Below are 20,770 nucleotides of genomic sequence, written 5' to 3'. Positions count from 1 at the left end.
TGCGGCCGGTGGTGTGTTGCTGCGTCCGTTCGCCCGCCTGATCGCCTCGACCGGTGACAGCGTCACCACCTACGGCGAGCCCTGGAATATGAACTGAGGACGTGAACGTCCAGTAGTCATCCTGCCGATCGGCGCGTCCCGCTTCTCTCGAGGAGCCGGGCGCGCCGATCGCCATTTCGGCGCTACGGTGGCCTCATGACGTCGCAGGGCCCGGTTTCGGTGCTCGGGGAAGACGAGTGCTGGCAGCTGTTGTCCAGCGTGACCCTGGGTCGGCTGGTCACGACGATGGGCACCCGGCTGGAGATCTTCCCGGTCAACTTCGTCGTCCAACACCGCACGGTGTTGTTCCGAACCGCCGAGGGGACCAAGTTGGTCACCGCCCTGTTCAACGATCGGGTGCTGTTCGAAGCCGACGATCACACTGTCTCCGGTGGGTGGAGTGTGATCGTGCGCGGCGAACCGCGACTGCTTGAGGCACCGGACGAGATCGCCGAGGCCGAGGGTGGCCAACTGCTCTCGTGGATTGCCACCACGAAACGCCGCTACGTCCGCATCCAGCCCAAAGAGATCTCCGGACGCAGGTTCGTGTTCGGCGGCGCGCCTGCGCCCTAAGGGCTACACCCAGTACGGGACGCGTGCCCGGTACTGGCGCATCGCGATTGCCGCGAAGCCCCAGCCGATCGCGGTCAAGACCAGCACCACAATCCAGTGCCGCGCTTCCTGATCGGCGCCCAACAGCGGCGCACGCACGATGTCCAGGTAGTGCAGCAGCGGATTGATCTCGACGATCTTCGCCCATGATCCGGCGCCCTGCTGCCGCAGCGTCGACTCGTTCCAGATGATCGGAGTCATGAAGAACAACAGCTGTACCACCGAGGCCAGCAGCGGACCGATGTCGCGGTAGCGGGTGGCGAGGATGCCGAAGCAGATCGACACCCACACGCAATTCAGCACGATCAGCCCCAGCGCCGGGATGACCGCCAGGTCGACCCATTTCCACGGCTTCGGATAGATGATCGCGATCACCACGAAGATGACGATGTTGTGGCCGAACAGGATCAGCTGCCGCCACACCAAGCGGTAGACATGTACCGACAAAGGGGTCGGAAGTTGTTTGATCAGGCCCTCATTGGCGATGAACACCTCGGAGCCCTCGAGGATCGACGCGTTGATCAGGTTCCAGATGATCAACCCGAGCGTCACGTAGGGCAGGTGTTCTTCGAGGGGGAGCTTGAACAGTTTCGAGTACAGCAGGCCCATCGCCACCGCGGTGGTGCCGGTGGCGATCGTGATCCAGAACGGGCCGAGCACACTGCGCCGGTAACGCTGCTTGATGTCCTGCCAGCCCAGGTGCAGCCACAGTTCGCGCTTGCTGAAACCTTCGGAAAGGTCGCGGATCGCTCGGGTCATGGTCTTGGACTCGGACGCCGCGTCAGTGAACGTCATCTGTTGTTCCTCCCGTCGCTTCGCTCGCCCCGCTCGAATCTCTCGCGCCTGCCCAACCGCCGCAGGCGAATCCACTCGCGCAGACCCGCCGGGTCGCGGCGGGACACCAGGAAGTACCAGCCGAACCGCACCCACTCCTGCGCCAGCAGCTTGCGCAAACCCGGCTGTGACAGCAGATAGCCGCGGTTGCGGTAGGTGAAGAACCGCTTCGTCTCGTCGTCGGGGTACTGCGTGTGCATCCGGCCGCCGAGGATCGGTTTGAACTCATCGGTCCCGCACGGGTGCAGATAGCTTGCGGTCAAACACGTTCCGAACGGCAGGCCGGAGCGCACCAACCGCCGGTGCAGTTCGACCTCGTCGCCGCGGACGAACAGGCGCAGATCCGGGACGCCGACGGACTCCACCGTGGTGGCCCGGAACAGGGCGCCGTTGAACAGTGAGGCGATACCGGGCAGCAGATCACCCTCACCCTCGGTGCGTAACTCGCTGACCAGTCGTCGCCACACCAGTCCACGGCGCAGCGGGAACGCCAGGCGGTCGGGATCATCGAGGTTGCACACCATGGGTGAGACCTCGGCCAGGCTGTACTGCTCGGCACAGGCCAGCAGGGTGGACAGGACGGTGTTGTCGGCGGGGCGGCCGTCGTCGTCGGCCAGCCAGATCCAGTCGGCTCCCTGAGCCAGGGCGTGCAGCATGCCCAGCGCGAAACCGCCTGCGCCGCCGAGGTTTCGGCGGGATCCGAGATAGGTCGCCGGTACCGGCTGGTCGAGGACCAGCTCACGCACGGCCTCGTCGTCGTCGTTGTCGACCACGATCAGGTGATCGGGTTTGCGGTCCTGGTTCACCACCGCGGCCAACGATGCGGCGAGCAGTTCACGACGGCGGTGCGTGACGATGACGGCAATTACGGACTCAGGCTCCACGAGCCGTCTCTTCCAACACCTCGCGCACATGCCGGGCCGCATCCGGACCCTCGTAGGCGCCGACGACTTCTTCGATGCCGCCCGTCATCTTGATGGTGCCGTGGTCGATCCACATCGCCGTTTTGCAGAGCCTGGCCAGGAATTCGTTGGAATGGCTTGCGAACACCAGGATTCCGGACCGTTCCACCAGGCTCTGTAGGCGTGACTGCGCCTTCTTGAGGAATTCTGCGTCGACAGCGCCGATGCCTTCGTCGAGCAGCAGGATCTCGGGGTCGATGCTGGTGACCACGCCCATCGCCAGGCGCACCCGCATACCGGTCGAGTAGGTGCGAAGGGGCATCGACAGGTACTCGCCCAGTTCGGTGAACTCGGCGATCTCGTCGACCTTGGCCAGCATCTGCTTGCGGGTCTGCCCGAGGAACAGGCCGCGGATGAGGATGTTCTCGAACCCGGAGATCTCGGGGTCCATCCCGACGCCGAGGTCGAACACGGGGGCCACCCGGCCCCTCACTGTGGCCGAGCCACGTGTCGGCTCGTAGATACCCGAAAGTAGCCGCAGCAGTGTGGATTTGCCCGCACCGTTATGGCCGACCAACCCGACGCGGTCGCCCATTTTCAGCGACATCGTGATGTCGCGCAGTGCTTCGATGACGACGACGTTGGACTCGTTGCGTCCGATGGCGCCGCCGGCCTTGCCGAGGAACGCCTTCTTCAGCGAGCGGGTCTTGGCATCGAAGATGGGGAACTCCACCCACGCTTCGCGCGTCGAGATAAACGGATCAGACAACGCGACCTACAAGTACTGGCCGGTGCCGGGGTGAGCCGGACCGCCGCGTTGTCCGCCCGGGACCTGAAGTCCTGGCGGAAGGGCACCCTGGCGCATCGACTCGAGCTGTGCGCGGGCGGCCATCTGCTGGGCGAACAGTGCCGTCTGGATGCCGTGGAACAGCCCTTCGAGCCAGCCCACCAACTGTGCCTGCGCGATGCGCAGTTCGGCGTCGGACGGCACGCTGTCCTCGGTGAAGGGCAGTGTCAGCCGCTCGAGTTCGTCGCGAAGTTCGGGGGCCAGGCCGTCCTCGAGTTCGCGGATGCTGGTCCGGTGGATGTCGCGCAGCCGGTTACGGCTGGCGTCGTCGAGCGGAGCCGCGCGCACCTCTTCGAGCAGTTGCTTGATCATGGTGCCGATGCGCATGACCTTGGCCGGTTGTTCGACGAGGTCTGTCAACGCCTTGCCGTCGGCGTCGGCATCGGTCTCATCGGCCGTGCTGGCCAGGATCTCGATGTTGTCATCGTCGGGGTTGATGGTCATGGCCTTCCCTTGCAACAGTTCTGTCTCGTGTCAGTTCTTCTTCGTCGCCGCGTTCTCTCCGTGCCAGCGGTAGATGCGGTCCTCACCGTTGTCGTAGATCTTCTCCCACGACCGTGAGCGCTCTAGCGACACTAGTCCGTCGGGCATGACGAACCCTCGAACCACCGGTGTACTGGTGATCACGTAGCGAATGTTGAGCGCCTCAACCGCCTCGGCAACCCTGGGATCGGTGTCCGCGTCGTCGGCGTAGGCCCAGAAGATGAACCGGTGGTACCCGGGGCCTTGTTGCACCGGGTAGTCGTAGTGGGTCCACAGCGGGTGCAGCCCCGAAACCGCGTACATCCAGGCGGTGCCGTCGGTGTTGGCGTCGCCGATCAGCGTGGTGCGGGCATCGGGAAGCTCGGCCAGGTAGGCGAAGGCCTCCAGGTCCTTGGCGCCGATCATCACCGAGTCGTACTTCTGCCCGAACAGGTACTTGTGCCGGGGGAAGTAGTGCCAGGCCAGCCCGACGGTGGTGGCGACCAGTGCGACGGCAGCCGTCGCGCGGATCCACGCCGGGCGGGCGCCGGTCCGGCGCAGGGCCGCGGCGCCCAGCAGGACCAGTGTGCCCAGGCCGATGGCCGCCATCGGTGCGTACAGCAACGTGACCACCGCCGACAGTCGACGCGGATCGCTGTAGAACAGGTCGCTGAACTTGCCGGTGATGACGCCAAGCGGCCCGCCGAACGGGGCGCCGGAATGCACGATCGACGCGATCAGGATCAGCCACACCGCCAGCGGCCACCACATCTTCTTCACCAGCATGACCAGTCCGCCGACGGCGGCCATGGCGATGAGTGCGTTCTGGATCGGGAAGTCGTTGAGGTGACGGGTGTGCTGGACCACCGCCGCGAACAGCGAGTGTTTCTTACCGAGGTGGTTGACGAAGGCGTGGCCGACGATGATGTCGGCCTGTTGCAGGACCCCGAGAAACTGGGGGAGCAGGATCAGCAGGGTCGGCACCGCGACGGCGGCCAGCGCCAGGAAGTCGGACAGCCTGCCGCGCACCGGCCGCCACAGCGCATCCGCGAGCCACCAGACGCCCACCAGCAGCGCCGTCACCACGCCGCCGGTGAGGTGCACCGAGAAGACGCCGACCGTGGCCAGCACGGCCAGGCCGATGCGGTCGCGATGGGCCGGCGTCGAGGCGATCAGGACGAACACCGGTACCGCGAGGCCGTAGGCCACCAGGTTGGGCATCGCCGCGACATCGAATTCGACGTAGGGCACCGCGGTGAACGACGCGGCGAGTGCCGCGGCCGTGCCCGCAGCGACAGCGGTGCGCATCTCGCAGGTGTGTGGGCGGAGCATCTTCCACGTCAGCACCGCGGCGCTGACCGGGAACAGCCACACCGCGGCGGTGACCGAACTCACGGTGTACGCGGTGGTCGCGGCGGCGCCGGTGAGCTGGCAGTAGACGGCGGCCAGGGCGTGGAAGGCCGACGGGTAGTAGAGCGCCTCGTGGGTTTCGACGTTGCGCAGTTCACCCATGTGAGTCGGCGAGGCCTGGCCGGTGTCGAGGATCCACCGGATGGTGTTGGCGTGCCACACCGAGTCCCAGGTGCTGGGGATGGATTGCCAGTGCGCCAGGCCGGCGAAGGCCGCGGCAGCAATCAGTACGGCGCCCAGCAGCACGCCCGCCGCAACCACCGCTGTGGGCCGCAGCGTCATGGCTGACGCCTCGGCATCGCGGTCACGGAAGCGGGCAAGAAGCCTCCGCAAGCCGGCCGCAATGGCAGTAACGACGACCACAGCAAACAGCGCCGTCCACGCGTTCCACGGCACGCCGATGGCCCCGAGAGGGACGATCGTCAATGCGACGGTGCCGTAGGTCAAGGCCGGACCCACTGCGACCGCCGTCGACACGGTCAGCCCGCCCGCCCTGGCTATCAGCGCCCCGGGGATCACCAGCAACAACAGTGCGATTAGCACTCCGAACCCGAAGCCCACTGGACTAGTATGGCTGCCCAGGGTGACCCGGTCCGAGCATGGTCTCGGAAGTGCAAACGTGCGGTCGGGCGCTCACCAAATCGTGTCGGTTTGTGATATCTGCGGACGCTCTAAGGTGGCTGGCATGGCATACGACGTCGCCCGGGTGCGGGGCTTGCACCCGTCATTGGGCGATGGGTGGGTCCACTTCGATGCCCAGAACGGCATGCTGGTGCCCGATTCCGTCGCGACGACGGTGTCCACTGCGTTCCGCGGCTCGATGCCCACGGCAGTGGGACCGCACCCATCGGCACGCCGCAGCGCGGCCGTCCTCACCGCTGCCCGGCAGGCTGTCGCCGACCTGGTCAACGCCGATCCGCGGGGCGTGGTGCTCGGCGCGGACCGCGCTCAACTGCTGACCTCGCTGGCCGAGGCGTCCTCGAGTCGGGTCGGGCTCGGCTACGAGGTGGTGGTCACCCGCCTGGATGACGAGGCGAACATCGCGCCCTGGTTGCGGGCTGCGAATCGCTATGGCGCCAAGGTGAAGTGGGCCGAGGTCGACATCGAGACGGGTGAGCTGCCGTCCTGGCAGTGGGAAGGGTTGATCGACAAGCCGACCCGCCTGGTGGCCATCGCGTCGGCGTCGTCGACGCTGGGGACCGTCACCGATCTGGGTGAGGTGACCAAGCTCACGCATGAGGTCGGCGGAATGGTGGTGGTCGACCATTCGGCCGCCGCTCCGTACCGGCTGATCGACATCAATGAGATCGACGCCGACGTCGTCGCCCTCAACGCGGTGCCGTGGGGTGGCCCGCCGATCGGTGCCCTGGTGTTCCGCGACCCATCGGTGATCGACTCGCTGGCGTCGGTCTCGTTGAATCCTCAGGCGACCGGTCCGGCCCGCCTGGAGGTGGGCATGCACCAGTACGGCCTGCTGGGTGGCGTGGTGGCCAGCATCGAGTACCTGTCGAACCTCGATGATTCGGCCAGCGGCTCGCGGCGCGAACGCCTGGCCGTGTCGATGCAGTCGGCCGGCGCGTATCTGGACCGCCTGTTCGAGTACCTGGTGGTCTCGCTGCGCTCGTTGCCGTTGGTGATGGTGATCGGCAGGCCGGAGTCCCAGATTCCGGTGCTCAGCTTCGTGGTGCGGGACATCCCGGCCGAGCGGGTGGTGCAACGGTTGGCCGACAACGGCATCCTGGCGATGTCGAATGCCAGCTCGCGCGTGCTCGACGTGATCGGGGTGAACGACATCGGTGGCGCGGTGACAGTGGGGCTGTCGCACTACTCGACGGGTGCCGAGGTCGATCAGCTCGTGCGGGCTCTGGCCTCGCTCGGCTAGACCGTCAGCACGATTTTTCCCGACACCTCGCCGGAGGCCAGCAGTTCGTGGGCCCGCTGGGCCTGCTGGATGGGCAGTTCGGCACCGATGATCGGCCGCACCCGCCCGTCGGCGATCATCGGCCAGACGTTGTCGAGCACGGCCCGCACGATCTCGCCCTTGCCGCCGGGTCCGTCGACGGGCCGCGGGCGCAGTGAGGTGGCGATGACCCCGGCCCGTTTACCGAGCAGCTTGGCGATGTTCAGTTCGGCCTTGATGCCGCCCTGCATGCCGATGATGACCAGGCGTCCACCGGTGGCCAGGGCGTCGACATTGCGGTCCAGGTAGGCCGCGCCCATGATGTCGAGGATCACGTCGGCCCCGGAGCCGCTGGTCTCGGCCCGCAGCCGTTCGACGAAGTCCTCGTCGCGGTAGTTGATGGTGATGTCGGCGCCCAGGTCGCGGCACAGGGCGAGCTTGTCGGCGGAGCCCGCTGTCACCACGACCCGGGCGCCGAGCGCGTGGGCCACCTGGGTGGCGTGGGTGCCGATGCCGCTGGCGCCGCCGTGCAACAGGACGAGGTGACCGGCTGTCAGGCCCGCTGTCATCACGAGGTTCGACCACACCGTGCAGGCCACTTCGGGCAGGCCTGCGGCGTCGTTCAGGGCAACGCCATCAGGCAATGGCAGCACCTGGGGGGCCGGTACGGCGACGTATTCGGCGTAGCCGCCGCCGGCGAGCAATGCACATCCCGGTTGCCCAACTGACCAGTCGGTAACATCCGCGCCGAGCGCGGCGACGGTGCCCGACACCTCCAGTCCGATGACCTCGCTGGCGCCTGGCGGGGGCGGATATTTGCCCGCCGCCTGCAACAGATCGGCCCGATTGACGCCCGCAGCCTGAACCCGAATCAAAATCTCGTCGTTTGCTGGTGCGATATCAGCGACGTTTTCCCAGGTCAGATGGCCATCGACGGACGCGACAATTGCATGCATTTTTTCCACGCTACAAGCCTTCTGTTTCCCAAGCGCAGCAATACTGACGTCCCTTACGATTGCGCCCATGGCGGGGATGATTGCGGGGCGCACGGCGGGTGACATGCCGGGCCTGGACATCGCCGAGCAGAGGTCATGGCAGAACTACCTCGACTCGGCGTTGCGTATGTATGCGACCTTGAACCGGTCGTTGGTGGACGCGCATCATCTGACGCTGAATGATGTGCGCCTGCTCGATATCTTGGACAAGTCGTCGACCGGGTCGGCGCGGATGGGCGACTTGGCCGAGCGGCTGATGTCTCTGCCCAGCCGGGTGACCCGGCAGATCCGGCGGCTGGAAGTTCAGAACCTGGTGACCAGGTGTGCCAGTCCGGACGACGGGCGCGGCGTGGTCGCCACGATCACCGAAGAAGGCAGGGCTGCTGTCCGCGAGGCGATGGTGACGTACGGGCAGGGCGTCCGCTCGCACTTCCTCGGCAGGCTCTCACGTCCGCAGATCGCGGCGATGGGGGAGAACTGTCGTCGCATCAGCGTCGCGCTGAAGAACGGATCGCCGCCCGCCCACATCGGCCGGGTGTGAAACCCGTACGCTTGTCGGCGGTGGCGTGGCAGAGCGGCCTAATGCACTCGCCTTGAAAGCGAGAGACGGCTAACACCGTCCGGGGGTTCAAATCCCTCCGCCACCGCCATCAGGGCGGGGTTGCCGGGACTCGGCGATGAGTCCCGCAGCGCATCCATCACCGCCGCGTCGTGCGACGCGATGGCGTCACGAGCCGTGAACCACGACGCAAACCCTAGCTCTTCTTGCGGAAGAAGGGCGTGCCCTCGTACGGGTTCCAACTGGTGCTGCCGCGGGTGACGTGGAGGAAGTAGGCCCAGTTCGCGGTGCTGGAGTAGAGCACGCCGATTGCCGCGCCGTAGGCGGCTGGCGGAAAGGTGAACTTCAGGATGTACTCGACGAGCGCGATGACGAAGCTCAAGACGAACGAAATGGCGAAGAGGCTGAGGCCCTTGCGCCAAGGCCCCTTGATAGCAAAGTAGATCGGGCCGAAGAAGAACGCGGGCCCGTTCGCTCCGAGCCGCATCCGCTGTCCGAACGAGAGTTGCTTGAATGCGGCCGTTGCCTCGGGCGAGGATCCGGGCTGGCCATAGCGTGAGAAGAAGTCGAATCGGCTGCGCCACTTCTCGGGCACCTCGAAGGCCGCCGGGGCCGGTGCGGGCGCCCCGTACGGGCTCTGCGGATCATTCGAGTACTGAGGAGGAACACCGTTGTCGGTCACCGCGCGATAATAGCCGTCGAGCAGAAGCTCGTTGCGGTCAGCGAAGTCTCCTGCGGTACGGGAGCACGCCGACGAACCTACGCATGGGCCGGCCACTCCACCTGATCCAATGAGGTTGGGGTGTAGTCGAGTTCGACACCCGAGACATTGAGCGCGGCGTTTGCGACGGCATCAACCACTGGTCCGCACTCAGTCCGCCCGCAGTACCTCGAGCATCCCCGGTCGCAGCAGATCGGCGATCCGGTCCCACGGCACGGTCACGGGCACGTAGTCACCCATCGCATGGACGACAGACACGTACACCTGGAGCCCGCTCGGCGTGGGCAGCCAGTTGGCGGCGATGTCCTCGCCCGACAGCCATTGCTCATCCAGACGGCGGCTGGGGTCCAGTTGCGGCAGGAGCGTCCGCAGCCGGGCCAGCGCGCCAGCGCGGTCCAGGTACAGATCGTCGACGGTGACCGGTGTCGCGCTGTGGGTCTCGATCACCACGGTGCCGAGACTGTGATTGGGGTGTGCGGCGCCTTTGCCGTACCAGAGCAGGACGATCCGTCCGGCTACGACTCCGGAGCCGATTCTGGTCACGCCGCTGCCGAACCCGCCGGGGAGCTCACCATCGTCCACGCTCATGTCGGCGGACTGTTCGGGCATCCCGGCCCGGGAGGCCTGCATGGCAGCGTTGAAGCGGGCGGTGACGGCCGGTTCGCCGCCGGACAACTGAGGGATGGTCACCGACTTGCCCGGCTGCGAGCCGGGGGCAGTGATCGACGTGATCGTGTACCCGTGCGCGTCGGTGGCCAGTGGTGCGGCCGATTCGGCGCCGGCGGACGGTTCGGGTGTCGCGATCGGTGACGTCGTCGTACTTTCCGCCGCAGATGGTGTCGACGGCGCAGGGGCCGGTCCGCAGCCCGCGAGGGCGAGAACGACTACCGTCGCCGCCGCGACCAGGGCGCCACTTCGGGGCATTGCCATGAACGCAACACTTTGCTCATCGCGTTGCGTGGGCGGCATAAAGGCAAATCCTATCGGTTAGCTGTCCGAAATCGCGTGATACGGCACGGGCAGAACTACGTGAGCCGCGGCCGAGGCACCCGCGATCACAAGTTTTTTGGAAAGTCTGTCGACGGATTCTGAAGGCGTTGCCGAGCGGTGAGTGTCTATGGTGGCTGTGCGTCATACGAATTAGGCGACGTAGACGTGCATCCGGTTGCCGCGGACTTGTTCCCGGCAACCGGATTTCGCCTGTACAGCGCCGCTCCGCCTGCGGGTCACGAAGTTTGCGCGCCAGGCCGGTCGCCATAGACGTTACGATCGTTGCGTGTTAGCTGAACGAACGGTCGGCCTGTTGTCGTGACGGTGAATCACGATGTCGGCGACGGCGAACACGTGCACGGTGCGACCGGAGACGGCTTCCGCGAGCGCGACGTCATGGTGCTCGGGATCGGTGTCGAGTTTGTTACCCAGCAGTTCGCTGAATCGGTTGATTGGTCATTTTCTGAATCCGATCACAAGGTCCTTGTTTGGCGTGGTGGGCAGGCGAGTTCTAAGGAGGTTGAGTTCGAGGGCGGATTCGCTGGTCATGTCATCCCCCGCACGAGCAACGTGTGGGTGATCCCCGCCGAACTGCGGTCGGCCGCCATGGCAAGAGAGACCGAATGCCGATTCGTTCAGCTGACCTTCCCGACTGCGATCATCGGGCGCGATACGTTGCGCCCATCGGCCGGGCAGCAGGATCCCTTGTTGCACCACATGATTGAGCGGATCATCAGCGTCGAGGAGCGCGAGGACATGGCGGCGAGGCTGCTGCAGGAGTCCCTTGCCGACGGGCTGCGCCTGCATGTGCGCGACCGGTACGGCGAGGCTGCTCCACCGACGCGGCTGCCGCGGAGGGTCCGGGAGTTGAGCCGGGACGAACAGCGGTGCCTGGTTGAGTTCATCCGCGACGGCGTGGACTCTGAGGTCAGCCTTCCGACGTTGGCGGGGCTGGTCGGGATGAAGCTCGACGTGTTTCGTCGTGCGTTCGAGCGGGCGTTTCACATGACGCCCTACCAGTTCGTTCTGGACCAACGGATCGCCGAGGCCAAGCTGCTGCTGGAATCCGCGCCCATCTCGATCACTGAGATCAGCAATGTGGTCGGGTTCTCCACGCCCAGCCACTTCTCCACGACGTTCAAACAGCGGGTGGGCGTCACCCCGACCGCATACCGACACGCAACGTGGGGTAGCCGCGAGGTGTAATCCGTTGAGGCTCAGCCATTTACGGATGGATCCTTGGAAGTGTTGTGGTGGTTACTGTTTGAGGTGAGGTTTGAGGAGTTCGGACCAGGCGTTGGTGAGCTTGACGAACTCGTCTTGGCAGCCGTCGGCTCGGTCTTGCGGCAGCAGCCCATCGGTGACGACGTCGGCGTTGGCCTCGGGATCGGATCCGTAGATCCAGCATTCGAAGTTGTACATGCGGGCTTCGTTGAGGGTGTGCACGTCGGCCATCAGCGCTTCGTCGGGTTGCGGACCGTCGTCCTGGGCGTACAGGCGGTATTCGCGAGCCTGATCCTTGGCGGCCTGCACCTCGTCGGGGTCGACGTGGCCGTCGGTGTCGGCGGCCAGCAGCAGGTACGCCGAGAGTTGGTCGGCAACGTCCTCTTCTCGCCCGGTGGCGGGCAGTTGGTAGAGGTCGATGGCCATGTGGCCGAGCTCGTGGTAGAACGACGCGACCGCTACCCGGCGCGCAGTGGCTTCCGGATCGGGGTCGTCGGCGAAAAGGGTGAGACTCTCGGCGATGTCCTCGTAGCACAGGACCATCTGCTGATCCTCCGGGCTCCAGAAGTCGTTGGCCTCCCCGCACTGGGATCCGACGAGCGGAATATCGTAGGGCAGCTTGAAGATCCCGGTGACCTCGTCGGCCAGTCCTTCGAGCACCTGGGTTTTCTCCATCAATGCCCGGCCCTGTTGGGCTTCGGGTGTGGTGGCTTCTTCGAAACTGACGACCATGGCGCCGTCGTCTGCCTCGGTGGCTGCGGCGGAGGTGGTAGGGGGCGTCGTTGCCGGCGGGGACTGCGCGTCCTCGGCGCAGCTCGATGCCAGCAGTGCGATCGCCACCAGTGCCGTGGTGATAGGGATCCGGCGCACTGTGTGTCCTTTCGGGGGATCAAAAAGCATTGTGGGTCAGTCAGTTCCGTCGAGTTCATTGGCAATCTCGACCCGGTAGCCGATGACCACCGAGGCGATCAGCGCGGCGGCGATCAGGATCTCGGCGATGAAGAACGACACGAAGTCGATCACCGACCCGATGGGAGGGTCGCCGGGAACGGCGTTGCGCAACGGGATCAGCGCGAACAGCACCGCGGCCATCATCGAACAGGCGGGGAAGATCAGCCCGCGTCGCCAGCGCAGGATGTAATAGCTCGCGGTCAGGGCCGCGATCGACAGGCCCAGCATCAGTACCATCACGAACACCGCGAACACCAGGGTAGGGGTGGAACGCGTTGCGCTCAGGGTGATCTCGACGGTCTGGTCTGATTCATCGGGTGGGGCGGATTCGGCGGGCGCGATCCGGAAGAACGGGTCGTCGCTCCACATCGTCACCGCCACCGGAATTGCCGTGCCGTCGGGGCTGCTGGCGGCGAAACTCATGGTTGCGCTGTAGCGGTCGAACGGGTAGTCGGTGACGGTGCCCGAGCCGGTCCAGAAATGGCGCTCGACATCGAGCAGGATGTCGCTCTTCTTGACTGCCATCGGCCCGCCCAGGGCCGAGGTGGTCAACACCGTGTCGCTGCCGAAGTTTCCGTCGGGATCCGTCAGTGCCCCGGCCGGCTCTACGTTCATGTGCACCACGACCGTTCGGGCGCTGGGATCGATGCGCGTGATCCACACGGACACGTCCACCCGGTCAGCGGCGTCGGCCGCACCGAAGGTGTATGAGTAGTCGGAGTTGCGGTGCATGAGGTAGAGACTGAGGCTCCCGGCCATCACCAGGACCAGCACCAGCCCCGCTGCCGCAGCACCTTTGACGCCCAGCCGCCGGATCTCGGTGTTCGAAGCCACTGACTAGTTCGGAATGTCGGTGTTCCACAGGTACCAATGGACGGTGTCACCGCGATCGTCGCCGATCCGGCAGTACCAGTACGGGTAGGTGGTGTCGTTGATCTGCAGGTGGACGGTCGGCCCGTCCTCTTGGCATTCGGCTTCGGTGTTGTAGTACTCCTCGACGCCGTCGTACCCCACCACCAGGATGTCATCGGCCTGTGCGACGCCGTTCCCGTTCGCAACCATGGCACCCAATGCCAGCGCACCAGCCACAGCAAACCTCGTCAACATGGAATCTCCTCAGCTCGTTCGTCAGACCGTGCGGTCTGGAGCAAACGCGGCCGACGTTACCCAGGTAATTCCGAAAACGCCTTCGGAAAAATGGCGGACTTTCGGGAAACTTGTTGTCGTTTCAGCTGTCCCGTGACGGGCGTGGGGCGAATGCCCGGCTCCACACTTCACGGACGGCCACCCCGAGCAGCACCAGCACGAGCACGACGATCGGGTTGAGCTGCAGCTCACCTGCGAATCCGGTCCGCGCATAGAGCGCGACCAGGACGACGGCCGCGCTGGTCACCGGGGCAAGGATCGTGCCAATGCCGATGGGCCACTTGCCGACTGCCACGGCTTCGGTCACCGCGCCGATGACCGTCACCGTCAGTGCGACGATGGCGACGCTCGAGATGAGGTTCGTGCTGTAGAAGTAGTCGCCTTGGCCCAGGCCGACCCCGAACAAGGAATCCTCGGAGAAATCCGCGTAGCGGCGGGGCATGCCGTACGAGTTCATCTCCGCCATGAGTCGGGCGACGACGAATATCCACCAGGCCGCGTCCCCGGTGACGTGGGCGATCCGTGCGATGGCGTAGCGCCGGTTGCTGAAATTGTTGAGGCTCAACCGAACACCGGTATCCCGTTCGGCCCGATCTGCGGCGGCGGCATGAAGCACGGCGGGATGCCCGGCGCGTACGGTGGCACGCACGGTTGCGGGAAGCAAGGCTGCCCGTTCCAGTTGGACGGCTGGTTGGGTGGGCACACCGTCATCGGATCGGCCCCGGCCACCGCGGTACCCGGTAGCGTCGTCACGGCGGCGAGCGCGGTTGCCGTGAGGACCGTGCGAAGCATTGCCGGAAGCGCGGAACGCAACTTGAACAACGTCGTTGACGCCATGACTGGAAACGATAGCGGTTAACTGGCCGATGGGAACTGGTCCGTGCGTTCGTCATACATCGACGCGCCCCGGCACTAGGCTCGCTCCAATGTGTACGCGAGTCATGTGGCCCGAAGCGGGCGATGGGGTTCTGGTCGGCAGGAACATGGATTTCCACAAGGATTTGATGACCAACCTGTGGAAGCAGCCCCGCGGCGTGCAGCGTGACGACGCGGTTTCGGGCAAGCTCACCTGGACCTCGAAGTACGGCAGCGTCATCGCCTCGGCTTACGACATCACCACCGTCGACGGCATGAACGAGGCGGGTCTGGGCGGGCACATCCTGTGGCTGGCCGAATCGACGTACGGCGAGCCGGATGACTCGCGCACGCAGCTGGGCCAGGCCATCTGGCTGCAGTACTTCCTGGACAACTTCGCCACCGTCGCCGAGGCGACCGCATGGATCGCGGAGACCGACGTGCAGGTGGTCCAGATGGACGATCCGACCGGTGGCGTCCGCCCCGGACTGCACCTGGCGCTCGATGACGCGACCGGCGACTCGGCGATCATCGAGTACGTCGACGGCAAGGCCCGGGTGTATCACTCGAAGGACTACCGGGTGATGACCAATTCACCGACCTTCGATCAGCAGCTGGAGCTCGTGAAGTCGTTCACCGGTCTCGGTGGCGATCAGCCGATCCCGGGCTCCACCCTGGCCAGCGACCGCTTCGCCCGGGCGAGCTACTACGCCGGCCGGCTGCCCACGCCGTCCAGTCAGGTTGAGGCCATCGCGAGCATGTTCTCGGTGATCCGCAACGCCGCTCAGCCGTTCCGCATCCCCGACCCGGGCAAGCCCGACGCTTCGCAGACCATCTGGCAGGTGGTGCTCGATCTCACCAACAAGCGGTACGTCTACGAGTCGACCACCCGCCCCAACATCGTGTGGGTCGACCTGGCGGACCTCGACTTCTCCGAGGGCAGTCCGCAGCTCAAGCTCGACCTCATCGGGGAGCTTGCGGTGCAGGGCGGCATCGCCGGCAACGTGGCCCACAAGTTCGAGGACAAGGGCCCCATGACCTTCCTGTCGCTCGGGTTGCTCCATCAGTTGGAGAAGGCGGGGGAGCGTTAATCCGCCTCGTCGCCTGACGCGGGTCCGGTGAATGTCGTCTGCCCCGGTTCAGGTGGCCCGTCCGCCGCGGGTCCGGTGAACGTGTTCTGGCCCGGTTCGGGTGGTCCGTCCGGTGTTGGTCCGGTGAAGGTGGGGTGACCCGGTTCCATCGGACCCGCCGGCGCGGGGCTGGTGAACGTGTTCTGGCCCGGTTCGGGTGGTCCGTCCGGTGTTGGTCCGGTGAAGGTGGGATGGCCCGGTTCCATCGGACCGTCCGGTACGGGTCCGGGGTTGACGGGCTCGGGTACGACGGGATATCCGGGTACTGCTCCCGGGTTGCTCGGCTGCGGGACGACGGGCGTCGCACCGCCGGGTGAGGCGGGACCCGGCGCCGGTGGCGCGGTCCGCGCCGGTGCTTGCGGTGCCGACTGTCCATTGCCCGGTCCCGCCGGGGCCGGGACATTGGGGCTCGTGGCCGACGACGGTGGTGCCAGGGGGGCGGTGTTCCCGGTAGGGGTTGTGTTGTCGTCGCGGCTGACCATCAGAGCGACCGCCACGGCGATGATCCCGACGACCGCACCACCGAGAGCGATGAGAACCGCAGGGACCTTGTACCACGGCGGTGATTGCTCAGGGGCGTGATCAGAAATTTGCTCGTCACGCGGAATCTCGTTGGAGACCGTCGGTTCTGCCGGCGCCTCGCTGTACGCCGTCGGTTCCGGTGGAACCTCGTTGTACACGGTCGGCTCATCAGGAACCTCGTTGTACATCGTCGGATCTTGCGTGGGGTCAGACATTGCCGGAGCATACCGCCATCGGGAATCGCGATGTGTCAGGAAATGCGCGGTAACCGTGGGATATTCGAGTTCTTCCGATCGAATCCCATTGGGATGGTGAAGATTACACTCCCGTGGTGCTGTGACGGTCGGCGACGTGAGCGGGCATGTCTTTTCATTGCTGTCGGCTCCGATGGTGGAACTAGTGTTTGCGTTCCTTGCTTGTCGGCTGCCTGTCGGTGTTTGCCGAGTGGCTCCGCTGGCGGCTGCTCCGCCGCTCGCCGTCCTCGGGCCCTTTCGTTTCACCAATATGTAACCTACGGTTCCGTAACCTACGGTACCGTAGGTTACGGAAGGCGCGCGGATGTCGATGCGCAGCCAACACGTTGGGAGGACTGGAAATGGACACCCAGGCCGGATTGCTTCACGAGCTGGAGCCGGTAGTCGCGAGCAACCTCGATCGCCATCTGTCGATGGCGCGGGAATGGTTTCCGCACGACTACGTCCCGTGGAGCCGAGGGCGCGACTTCGCCTTCCTGGACGGAGAAGACTGGCAGCCCGAGGACTCGCCGTTGGACCATGTGGCCAAGGTGGCGATGACGGTCAACCTGCTGACCGAGGACAACCTGCCCTCCTATCACCGTGAGATCGCCACGCGGTTCTCCCGCGACGGCGCGTGGGGCACTTGGGTGGGGCAATGGACGGCCGAAGAGGGCCGTCACAGCATCGCGCTGCGCGATTACCTCGTCGTCACGCGCGGAGTGGATCCCGTTGCCCTGGAACGTCTTCGCATGACCCATACGGTGGCCGGGTACGACTCCGGTGACAAGACGCCGCTTGCGGCGCTGGCCTATGTGTCGTTCCAGGAGCTGGCCACCCGGGTATCGCACCGCAACACCGGGCGGGCGTCCGGTTGCCCCATCGCCGATCAGTTGCTCGCGCGGGTAGCCGCCGACGAGAACCTCCACATGGTCTTCTACCGCAATCTCATGGCGGCAGCGCTGGATATTGCGCCCGACGCCTCGATGACCGCGATCCGCGATGAGGTGGTGAACTTCGCGATGCCGGGTCAAGGAATGGCCGACTTCGCACAGAACGCGATCACCATCGCCAAGGCCGGCATCTACGACCTGCGTGTCCATCACGACGACGTGGTGCAGCCGGTGTTGCGGTTCTGGCGGATCTTCGATCGAACCGATTTCGGGCCCGAAGGTGAGAAGGCCCGCGAGGAGCTCGCACAGTTCCTCGACGTGGTCGATGAACGGGCCCGGTTCTACGAGGAAAAGCGCGAGCGCCAGCGCGTCGGGGCCGCCTCGTAGCAAATCGAAGACCCCTCCGTGTCCGGTAAACGTGTCATACATCACACACCCGGAGAGATTCGTCCGGCCTTGATCTTGGGTATCGAGGAGTAGTTGGTACGAAAAGTTGTCGCGGGTCGAAACGAGTGTGGGGTCGAAAATGAACCGGATTGGTCGTTGGTTGGCGGCGATGGCGTCGTCGGTGTTCGTGGCGGGTGGGTGTATCGCCGCTGCCGGTCAGGCTTCTGCGGAATCGTGTGCGGACGTCCAGGTGGTCTTCGCGCGGGGCACCTTCGAGCCGCCGGGAGCCGGGGGCGTCGGGGATGCGTTCGTGAACGCGCTGCAGGCCAGGACGGGCGGGAAGTCCGTCGATGTCTACGCGGTGAATTACCCGGCGTCACTTGACTTTGCGACTGCGGCCGACGGCGTCGCCGACGCGAGCAACAAGGTCAGGGCGACGGTGGCGGCCTGCCCCGACACAAAGATCGTGCTGGGCGGTTTCTCGCAGGGTGCAGCGGTGACCGCTTACCTCACCGAGGATTCGGTGCCGCAGGGGTTCGTGTTGCCGCCGAGCATCAGTGGCCCGCTGCCCGCGGAGGTGGCCGACCATGTCGCCGCGGTGGCCCTGTTCGGCAAACCGTCGAGTGGCTTCCTGCAGATGATCTACACCGGTGCGCCGCCGATCACGGTCGGTTCCCGGTACACCGCCAAGACTGATGACCTGTGTATCCCGGAGGACCCGGTGTGCTCACCCACCGGCAGCGACAACAATGCGCACAACTTGTACGCCGCCAACGGGTTGACGGATCAGGCGGCGGACTATGTGGTCGGCAAGCTGGGCGTCAAGCGGGCGGACCAGGGTGTCGACCAGGCCTCCGGGCGGTAGGAACCCCGGAGCCGACGCACGCTACTGTTCGATCACGTTCTCGGATAGGGGAGATTCAGTGACGGAACAAGAGCAGCAGTTGACGGCAGGCCAGAAGGCAAAGCTGTACTTTCAGGCCGCAGGCGCGTTCGCGCGCAATCCCAAGGCGCTGGTCGCTCTTGTGAAGTACAAGCTCGCCGAGCGGAAGTCGGCCAAACAGGCCGGCTGACCATCTGGCGTAGCCCGGGAGCGGCCCGGGTGGCGCGGTCTCTGGATTACCGAACTGCCGGTGTCGGCAAGGCTTTTGGCGGGTCTGATCCGCTCGATCAGGTGGGCGCCCGCTAGATTGGCGATCACGCGTGCCGTGCGCGAAAGATCGGGGGACCATGGAGCTCGGAGTTCACTTCCGTCTACGCGACGCCGAGGCCGAGCGCGTGCTAGGCGTTGTCGGCGACGATGAACGCCTGCATGAAGTGATCGGTGCCCTCGAAGCCGACGACGAGGTCTGGGCGCAGGCGTGCGAGACCGACAAGGCCTGGGATCCGATCGCGTGCGCGCTTGCGCCGGCGGGCGACGACGGTGAGTGGCCGGCCCGCGGTGTGATCGGCGGCGCCCGTGCGCTGCAGCAGGACGACGAGGAGTGCTGGGTCACCCATCTCAACCCGGCCGAGGCCGCCGAGGTCGCCGCCTATCTTGCGACGCTCGATGACGAGGCGTTCGTCAGCGCCTACGGGCTCATGCCACCCGAGTTGCGCAATCCCGAGTACGGCGACGACGAACAGGTCTACGCCCTCGCAATGCTCGCGGGGCTGCGCGAGTTCTTCGCATCGGCCGCAGCCGAGCGGCAGCACGTCGTATTCACGGTGTGGGGGTAGGGCACGCGCCCGAGCGCATGCTCTCTGGCGGTCAGAAGCTCAGTGCGCAGCCTTGCCGAGTAGTTCCACGCCCGTTGCGATCTGGGATTCGGTGAGGTTCGCATAGCCCAGGATCAACCCGGGCGGCGCGGTCGCGGGATCGGCGTAGCACGGGGCCAGTGGCTCCAGTCGGATGCGTAATTCGGCGGCGCGACGGGTCAGGTCGTCGATGGGGAAGCCGGCCGGGAATCGCACGGTCAGGTGTACGCCGGCGGCCGCACCGAGAACCTCGGCCTGGGGTAGGTGCCGCGACAATGCTGCCAGCAGTGCGTCGCGTCGGGCCGGATAGCGCCGGCGCATCTGACGTAGGTGACGGTCGTAGGCGCCGGAGGTCAGGAATTGGGCGAACGCGATCTGATCCATCACCGAACCCCCGGTGTCGGCAAGGCTTTTCGCGGTTCGGACCCGATCGATCAGATGGGCCGGTATGACCATCCAGCCGATCCGCAGTCCGGGGGCCAATGTCTTGCTGGTCGAGCCGAGGTACACCACGCGATCCGGCGCGACCCCTTGCAGTGCGCCCACCGGCGCCCGGTCGTAGCGGTACTCGGCGTCGTAGTCGTCCTCGATGATCAACCGTCCGGGTTGGGCCCATTCCAGTAGTTCGGTCCGCCGGGCGGCCGAGAGCACCACCCCGGTCGGAGATTGGTGGGCCGGGGTGGTCAGCACCGCGGTGGCGTCGGTGGCGGCCAGTGCACCGACGTCGATGCCGTCGTCGTCCACCGGGATGGGGATCGGTTCGGTGCCGTTGTGTCGCAGGATCATTCGGTGTAGCCAGAATCCCGGGTCCTCCACCGCGATCGGCCCGTCCAGGCATCGGGCGAGCAGCGCGATGGCTTGCGTTGCGCCAGAGCACAACACGATGCCGCGTGGGTCGGCGACCACGCCGCGGGTACGCCGCAGGTAGTCGGCCACCGCGGTCCGGGCGGCCCGTGCGGGGCCGCGTAACCGAATGCGCTGGATTCGATCTCGGCCAGGCCCTGGCGCATGGCGCGGAGCCAGGCCTGACGCGGGAAGCTGGCGAGATCCGGTGAGCCGGGGGCGAAATCGATGTCGAAGCGGGAACGGGTCCGTTCGGGATGAACATGGTTCGCGGGGGCAGCGTCGACGGACGCTACCCGGGTGCTGCCGCCCTGGCTGCTGTGCAGGAATCCCTCTGCCGTCAGTTGCCCGTAGGCCTCGACAACGAGCCGTCTGGACACCCCGAGGTCGGCGGACAGCACGCGGGTGGACGGCATGCGCGAGGCGGGGGCCAACCGGCCGGAACGGATGGCGTCGCGCAGCCCGTCGGCGAGTTGGCGGTGCAACGGCGTCTTGCTGTCCCGGTCCAGGGCGACCAGCAGCTCCGGACCGGAACTGGTACCCGAATCTGCCATGGAATTGGAGCCTACTCGGAGACC

At 65.8% G+C, this 20,770-nt stretch carries 25 protein-coding genes, 1 tRNA gene and 1 pseudogene; 11 read left to right on the top strand and 16 right to left on the bottom strand.

The window, feature by feature from the left end:
- A partial coding sequence (locus AB0I14_RS23150) for an MspA family porin (RefSeq protein WP_207544394.1) occupies positions 1-97 on the top strand: 97 nt, incomplete at its 5' end.
- Between the two features lie 98 nt (positions 98-195).
- Positions 196-612, top strand: a complete 417-nt coding sequence (locus AB0I14_RS23145; protein WP_358026351.1) for a pyridoxamine 5'-phosphate oxidase family protein — start codon at positions 196-198, stop codon at positions 610-612.
- Between the two features lie 3 nt (positions 613-615).
- Here AB0I14_RS23145 and AB0I14_RS23140 read toward each other — a convergent pair whose 3' ends face one another.
- From AB0I14_RS23140 to AB0I14_RS23120, 5 genes are read right to left on the bottom strand one after another with little or no spacing between them, the layout of a single operon-like run.
- Positions 616-1,446, bottom strand: a complete 831-nt coding sequence (locus tag AB0I14_RS23140; protein ID WP_358026347.1) for an ABC transporter permease — start codon at positions 1,444-1,446, stop codon at positions 616-618.
- Complete coding sequence (locus tag AB0I14_RS23135) at positions 1,443-2,399, bottom strand: glycosyltransferase family 2 protein (protein ID WP_358026434.1); 957 nt, start codon at positions 2,397-2,399, stop codon at positions 1,443-1,445. Before AB0I14_RS23135 ends, AB0I14_RS23140 begins: the two co-directional genes overlap by 4 nt.
- Positions 2,359-3,156, bottom strand: coding sequence for an ABC transporter ATP-binding protein (locus AB0I14_RS23130; RefSeq protein WP_358026344.1), 798 nt, complete (start codon positions 3,154-3,156; stop codon positions 2,359-2,361). The genes AB0I14_RS23135 and AB0I14_RS23130 overlap by 41 nt, the downstream gene beginning before the upstream one ends.
- A gap of 6 nt (positions 3,157-3,162) precedes the next feature.
- Positions 3,163-3,678 carry a bacterial proteasome activator family protein gene (locus tag AB0I14_RS23125; protein WP_358026341.1) on the bottom strand — a complete coding sequence of 172 codons (516 nt, stop codon included), beginning with the start codon at positions 3,676-3,678 and terminating at the stop codon, positions 3,163-3,165.
- 30 nt (positions 3,679-3,708) lie between these two features.
- A complete protein-coding gene (locus tag AB0I14_RS23120) occupies positions 3,709-5,667 on the bottom strand; it encodes a DUF6541 family protein (protein WP_358026338.1) in 1,959 nt (652 codons plus the stop codon).
- Between the two features lie 124 nt (positions 5,668-5,791).
- On the opposite strand from AB0I14_RS23120, the gene AB0I14_RS23115 reads away from it, so the two are divergent.
- Positions 5,792-6,988 (top strand): cysteine desulfurase-like protein, encoded by a 1,197-nt coding sequence (locus AB0I14_RS23115; protein ID WP_358026336.1) that lies wholly within the window; start codon positions 5,792-5,794, stop codon positions 6,986-6,988.
- Here AB0I14_RS23115 and AB0I14_RS23110 read toward each other — a convergent pair.
- Positions 6,985-7,962, bottom strand: a complete 978-nt coding sequence (locus AB0I14_RS23110; RefSeq protein WP_358026334.1) for an NAD(P)H-quinone oxidoreductase — start codon at positions 7,960-7,962, stop codon at positions 6,985-6,987. The genes AB0I14_RS23115 and AB0I14_RS23110 overlap by 4 nt on opposite strands.
- A 67-nt stretch (positions 7,963-8,029) precedes the next feature.
- On the opposite strand from AB0I14_RS23110, the gene AB0I14_RS23105 reads away from it, so the two are divergent.
- Complete coding sequence (locus tag AB0I14_RS23105; RefSeq protein WP_064957336.1) at positions 8,030-8,542, top strand: MarR family transcriptional regulator; 513 nt, start codon at positions 8,030-8,032, stop codon at positions 8,540-8,542.
- A 19-nt stretch (positions 8,543-8,561) separates the two neighbouring features.
- Positions 8,562-8,651, top strand: a tRNA-Ser gene (locus tag AB0I14_RS23100).
- Between the two features lie 105 nt (positions 8,652-8,756).
- Here AB0I14_RS23100 and AB0I14_RS23095 read toward each other — a convergent pair.
- Both AB0I14_RS23095 and AB0I14_RS23090 read right to left on the bottom strand, forming a co-directional pair.
- Positions 8,757-9,242, bottom strand: a complete 486-nt coding sequence (locus AB0I14_RS23095; RefSeq protein WP_358026331.1) for a DUF2628 domain-containing protein — start codon at positions 9,240-9,242, stop codon at positions 8,757-8,759.
- 189 nt (positions 9,243-9,431) lie between these two features.
- Positions 9,432-10,211, bottom strand: a complete 780-nt coding sequence (locus AB0I14_RS23090) for a hypothetical protein (protein WP_358026329.1) — start codon at positions 10,209-10,211, stop codon at positions 9,432-9,434.
- Between the two features lie 378 nt (positions 10,212-10,589).
- Here AB0I14_RS23090 and AB0I14_RS23085 point away from each other — a divergent pair, with 378 nt between their 5' ends.
- Positions 10,590-11,477: an AraC family transcriptional regulator gene (locus AB0I14_RS23085; RefSeq protein ID WP_358026326.1), complete on the top strand. Its 888-nt coding sequence runs from the start codon at positions 10,590-10,592 to the stop codon at positions 11,475-11,477.
- 51 nt (positions 11,478-11,528) lie between these two features.
- Here the strand turns inward: AB0I14_RS23085 and AB0I14_RS23080 are convergent, their stop codons facing one another.
- The 5 genes from AB0I14_RS23080 to AB0I14_RS23060 form a co-directional block, all read right to left on the bottom strand.
- The gene (locus AB0I14_RS23080) at positions 11,529-12,356 is read right to left on the bottom strand and encodes a DUF4344 domain-containing metallopeptidase (RefSeq protein ID WP_358026431.1); all 828 of its coding nucleotides are present in this window, start codon (positions 12,354-12,356) and stop codon (positions 11,529-11,531) included.
- A gap of 45 nt (positions 12,357-12,401) precedes the next feature.
- Positions 12,402-13,280, bottom strand: coding sequence for a DUF4436 family protein (locus tag AB0I14_RS23075; RefSeq protein ID WP_358026323.1), 879 nt, complete (start codon positions 13,278-13,280; stop codon positions 12,402-12,404).
- Positions 13,281-13,283: 3 nt separating this feature from the next.
- Complete coding sequence (locus AB0I14_RS23070) at positions 13,284-13,553, bottom strand: hypothetical protein (RefSeq protein ID WP_358026321.1); 270 nt, start codon at positions 13,551-13,553, stop codon at positions 13,284-13,286.
- A 121-nt stretch (positions 13,554-13,674) separates the two neighbouring features.
- Complete coding sequence (locus AB0I14_RS23065; protein WP_358026318.1) at positions 13,675-14,157, bottom strand: hypothetical protein; 483 nt, start codon at positions 14,155-14,157, stop codon at positions 13,675-13,677.
- Positions 14,154-14,429 (bottom strand): hypothetical protein, encoded by a 276-nt coding sequence (locus AB0I14_RS23060; RefSeq protein WP_358026316.1) that lies wholly within the window; start codon positions 14,427-14,429, stop codon positions 14,154-14,156. Before AB0I14_RS23060 ends, AB0I14_RS23065 begins: the two co-directional genes overlap by 4 nt.
- An 89-nt stretch (positions 14,430-14,518) precedes the next feature.
- On the opposite strand from AB0I14_RS23060, the gene AB0I14_RS23055 reads away from it, so the two are divergent.
- Positions 14,519-15,538 (top strand): linear amide C-N hydrolase, encoded by a 1,020-nt coding sequence (locus tag AB0I14_RS23055; protein WP_358026313.1) that lies wholly within the window; start codon positions 14,519-14,521, stop codon positions 15,536-15,538.
- Here the strand turns inward: AB0I14_RS23055 and AB0I14_RS23050 are convergent.
- The gene (locus AB0I14_RS23050) at positions 15,535-16,314 is read right to left on the bottom strand and encodes a hypothetical protein (protein WP_358026310.1); all 780 of its coding nucleotides are present in this window, start codon (positions 16,312-16,314) and stop codon (positions 15,535-15,537) included. The genes AB0I14_RS23055 and AB0I14_RS23050 overlap by 4 nt on opposite strands.
- Before the next feature lie 380 nt (positions 16,315-16,694).
- On the opposite strand from AB0I14_RS23050, the gene AB0I14_RS23045 reads away from it, so the two are divergent.
- From AB0I14_RS23045 to AB0I14_RS23030, 4 genes are all read left to right on the top strand, one after another.
- Positions 16,695-17,612 (top strand): acyl-ACP desaturase, encoded by a 918-nt coding sequence (locus AB0I14_RS23045; RefSeq protein WP_358026307.1) that lies wholly within the window; start codon positions 16,695-16,697, stop codon positions 17,610-17,612.
- 169 nt (positions 17,613-17,781) lie between these two features.
- Positions 17,782-18,477 carry a cutinase family protein gene (locus AB0I14_RS23040; protein WP_358026428.1) on the top strand — a complete coding sequence of 232 codons (696 nt, stop codon included), beginning with the start codon at positions 17,782-17,784 and terminating at the stop codon, positions 18,475-18,477.
- 58 nt (positions 18,478-18,535) lie between these two features.
- On the top strand, positions 18,536-18,685 hold the full coding sequence (locus AB0I14_RS23035; RefSeq protein WP_358026305.1) for a hypothetical protein: 150 nt from the start codon (positions 18,536-18,538) through the stop codon (positions 18,683-18,685).
- 157 nt (positions 18,686-18,842) lie between these two features.
- Positions 18,843-19,331 carry a DUF1877 family protein gene (locus AB0I14_RS23030; RefSeq protein ID WP_358026302.1) on the top strand — a complete coding sequence of 163 codons (489 nt, stop codon included), beginning with the start codon at positions 18,843-18,845 and terminating at the stop codon, positions 19,329-19,331.
- Between the two features lie 39 nt (positions 19,332-19,370).
- Here the strand turns inward: AB0I14_RS23030 and AB0I14_RS23025 are convergent, their stop codons facing one another.
- Positions 19,371-20,255 carry a PLP-dependent aminotransferase family protein gene (locus AB0I14_RS23025; protein ID WP_358026426.1) on the bottom strand — a complete coding sequence of 295 codons (885 nt, stop codon included), beginning with the start codon at positions 20,253-20,255 and terminating at the stop codon, positions 19,371-19,373.
- Between the two features lie 290 nt (positions 20,256-20,545).
- Positions 20,546-20,746: pseudogene (locus tag AB0I14_RS23020) on the bottom strand (GntR family transcriptional regulator); the annotation flags it as partial.
- Between the last annotated feature and the right edge of the window lie 24 nt (positions 20,747-20,770).

It is taken from the genome of Mycobacterium sp. NPDC050441 (genome assembly GCF_040655355.1).
Taxonomy (GTDB): domain Bacteria; phylum Actinomycetota; class Actinomycetes; order Mycobacteriales; family Mycobacteriaceae; genus Mycobacterium.
Note: the sequence above shows the minus strand (reverse complement) of the source record. Positions and strands in the feature narration are given on the sequence as shown.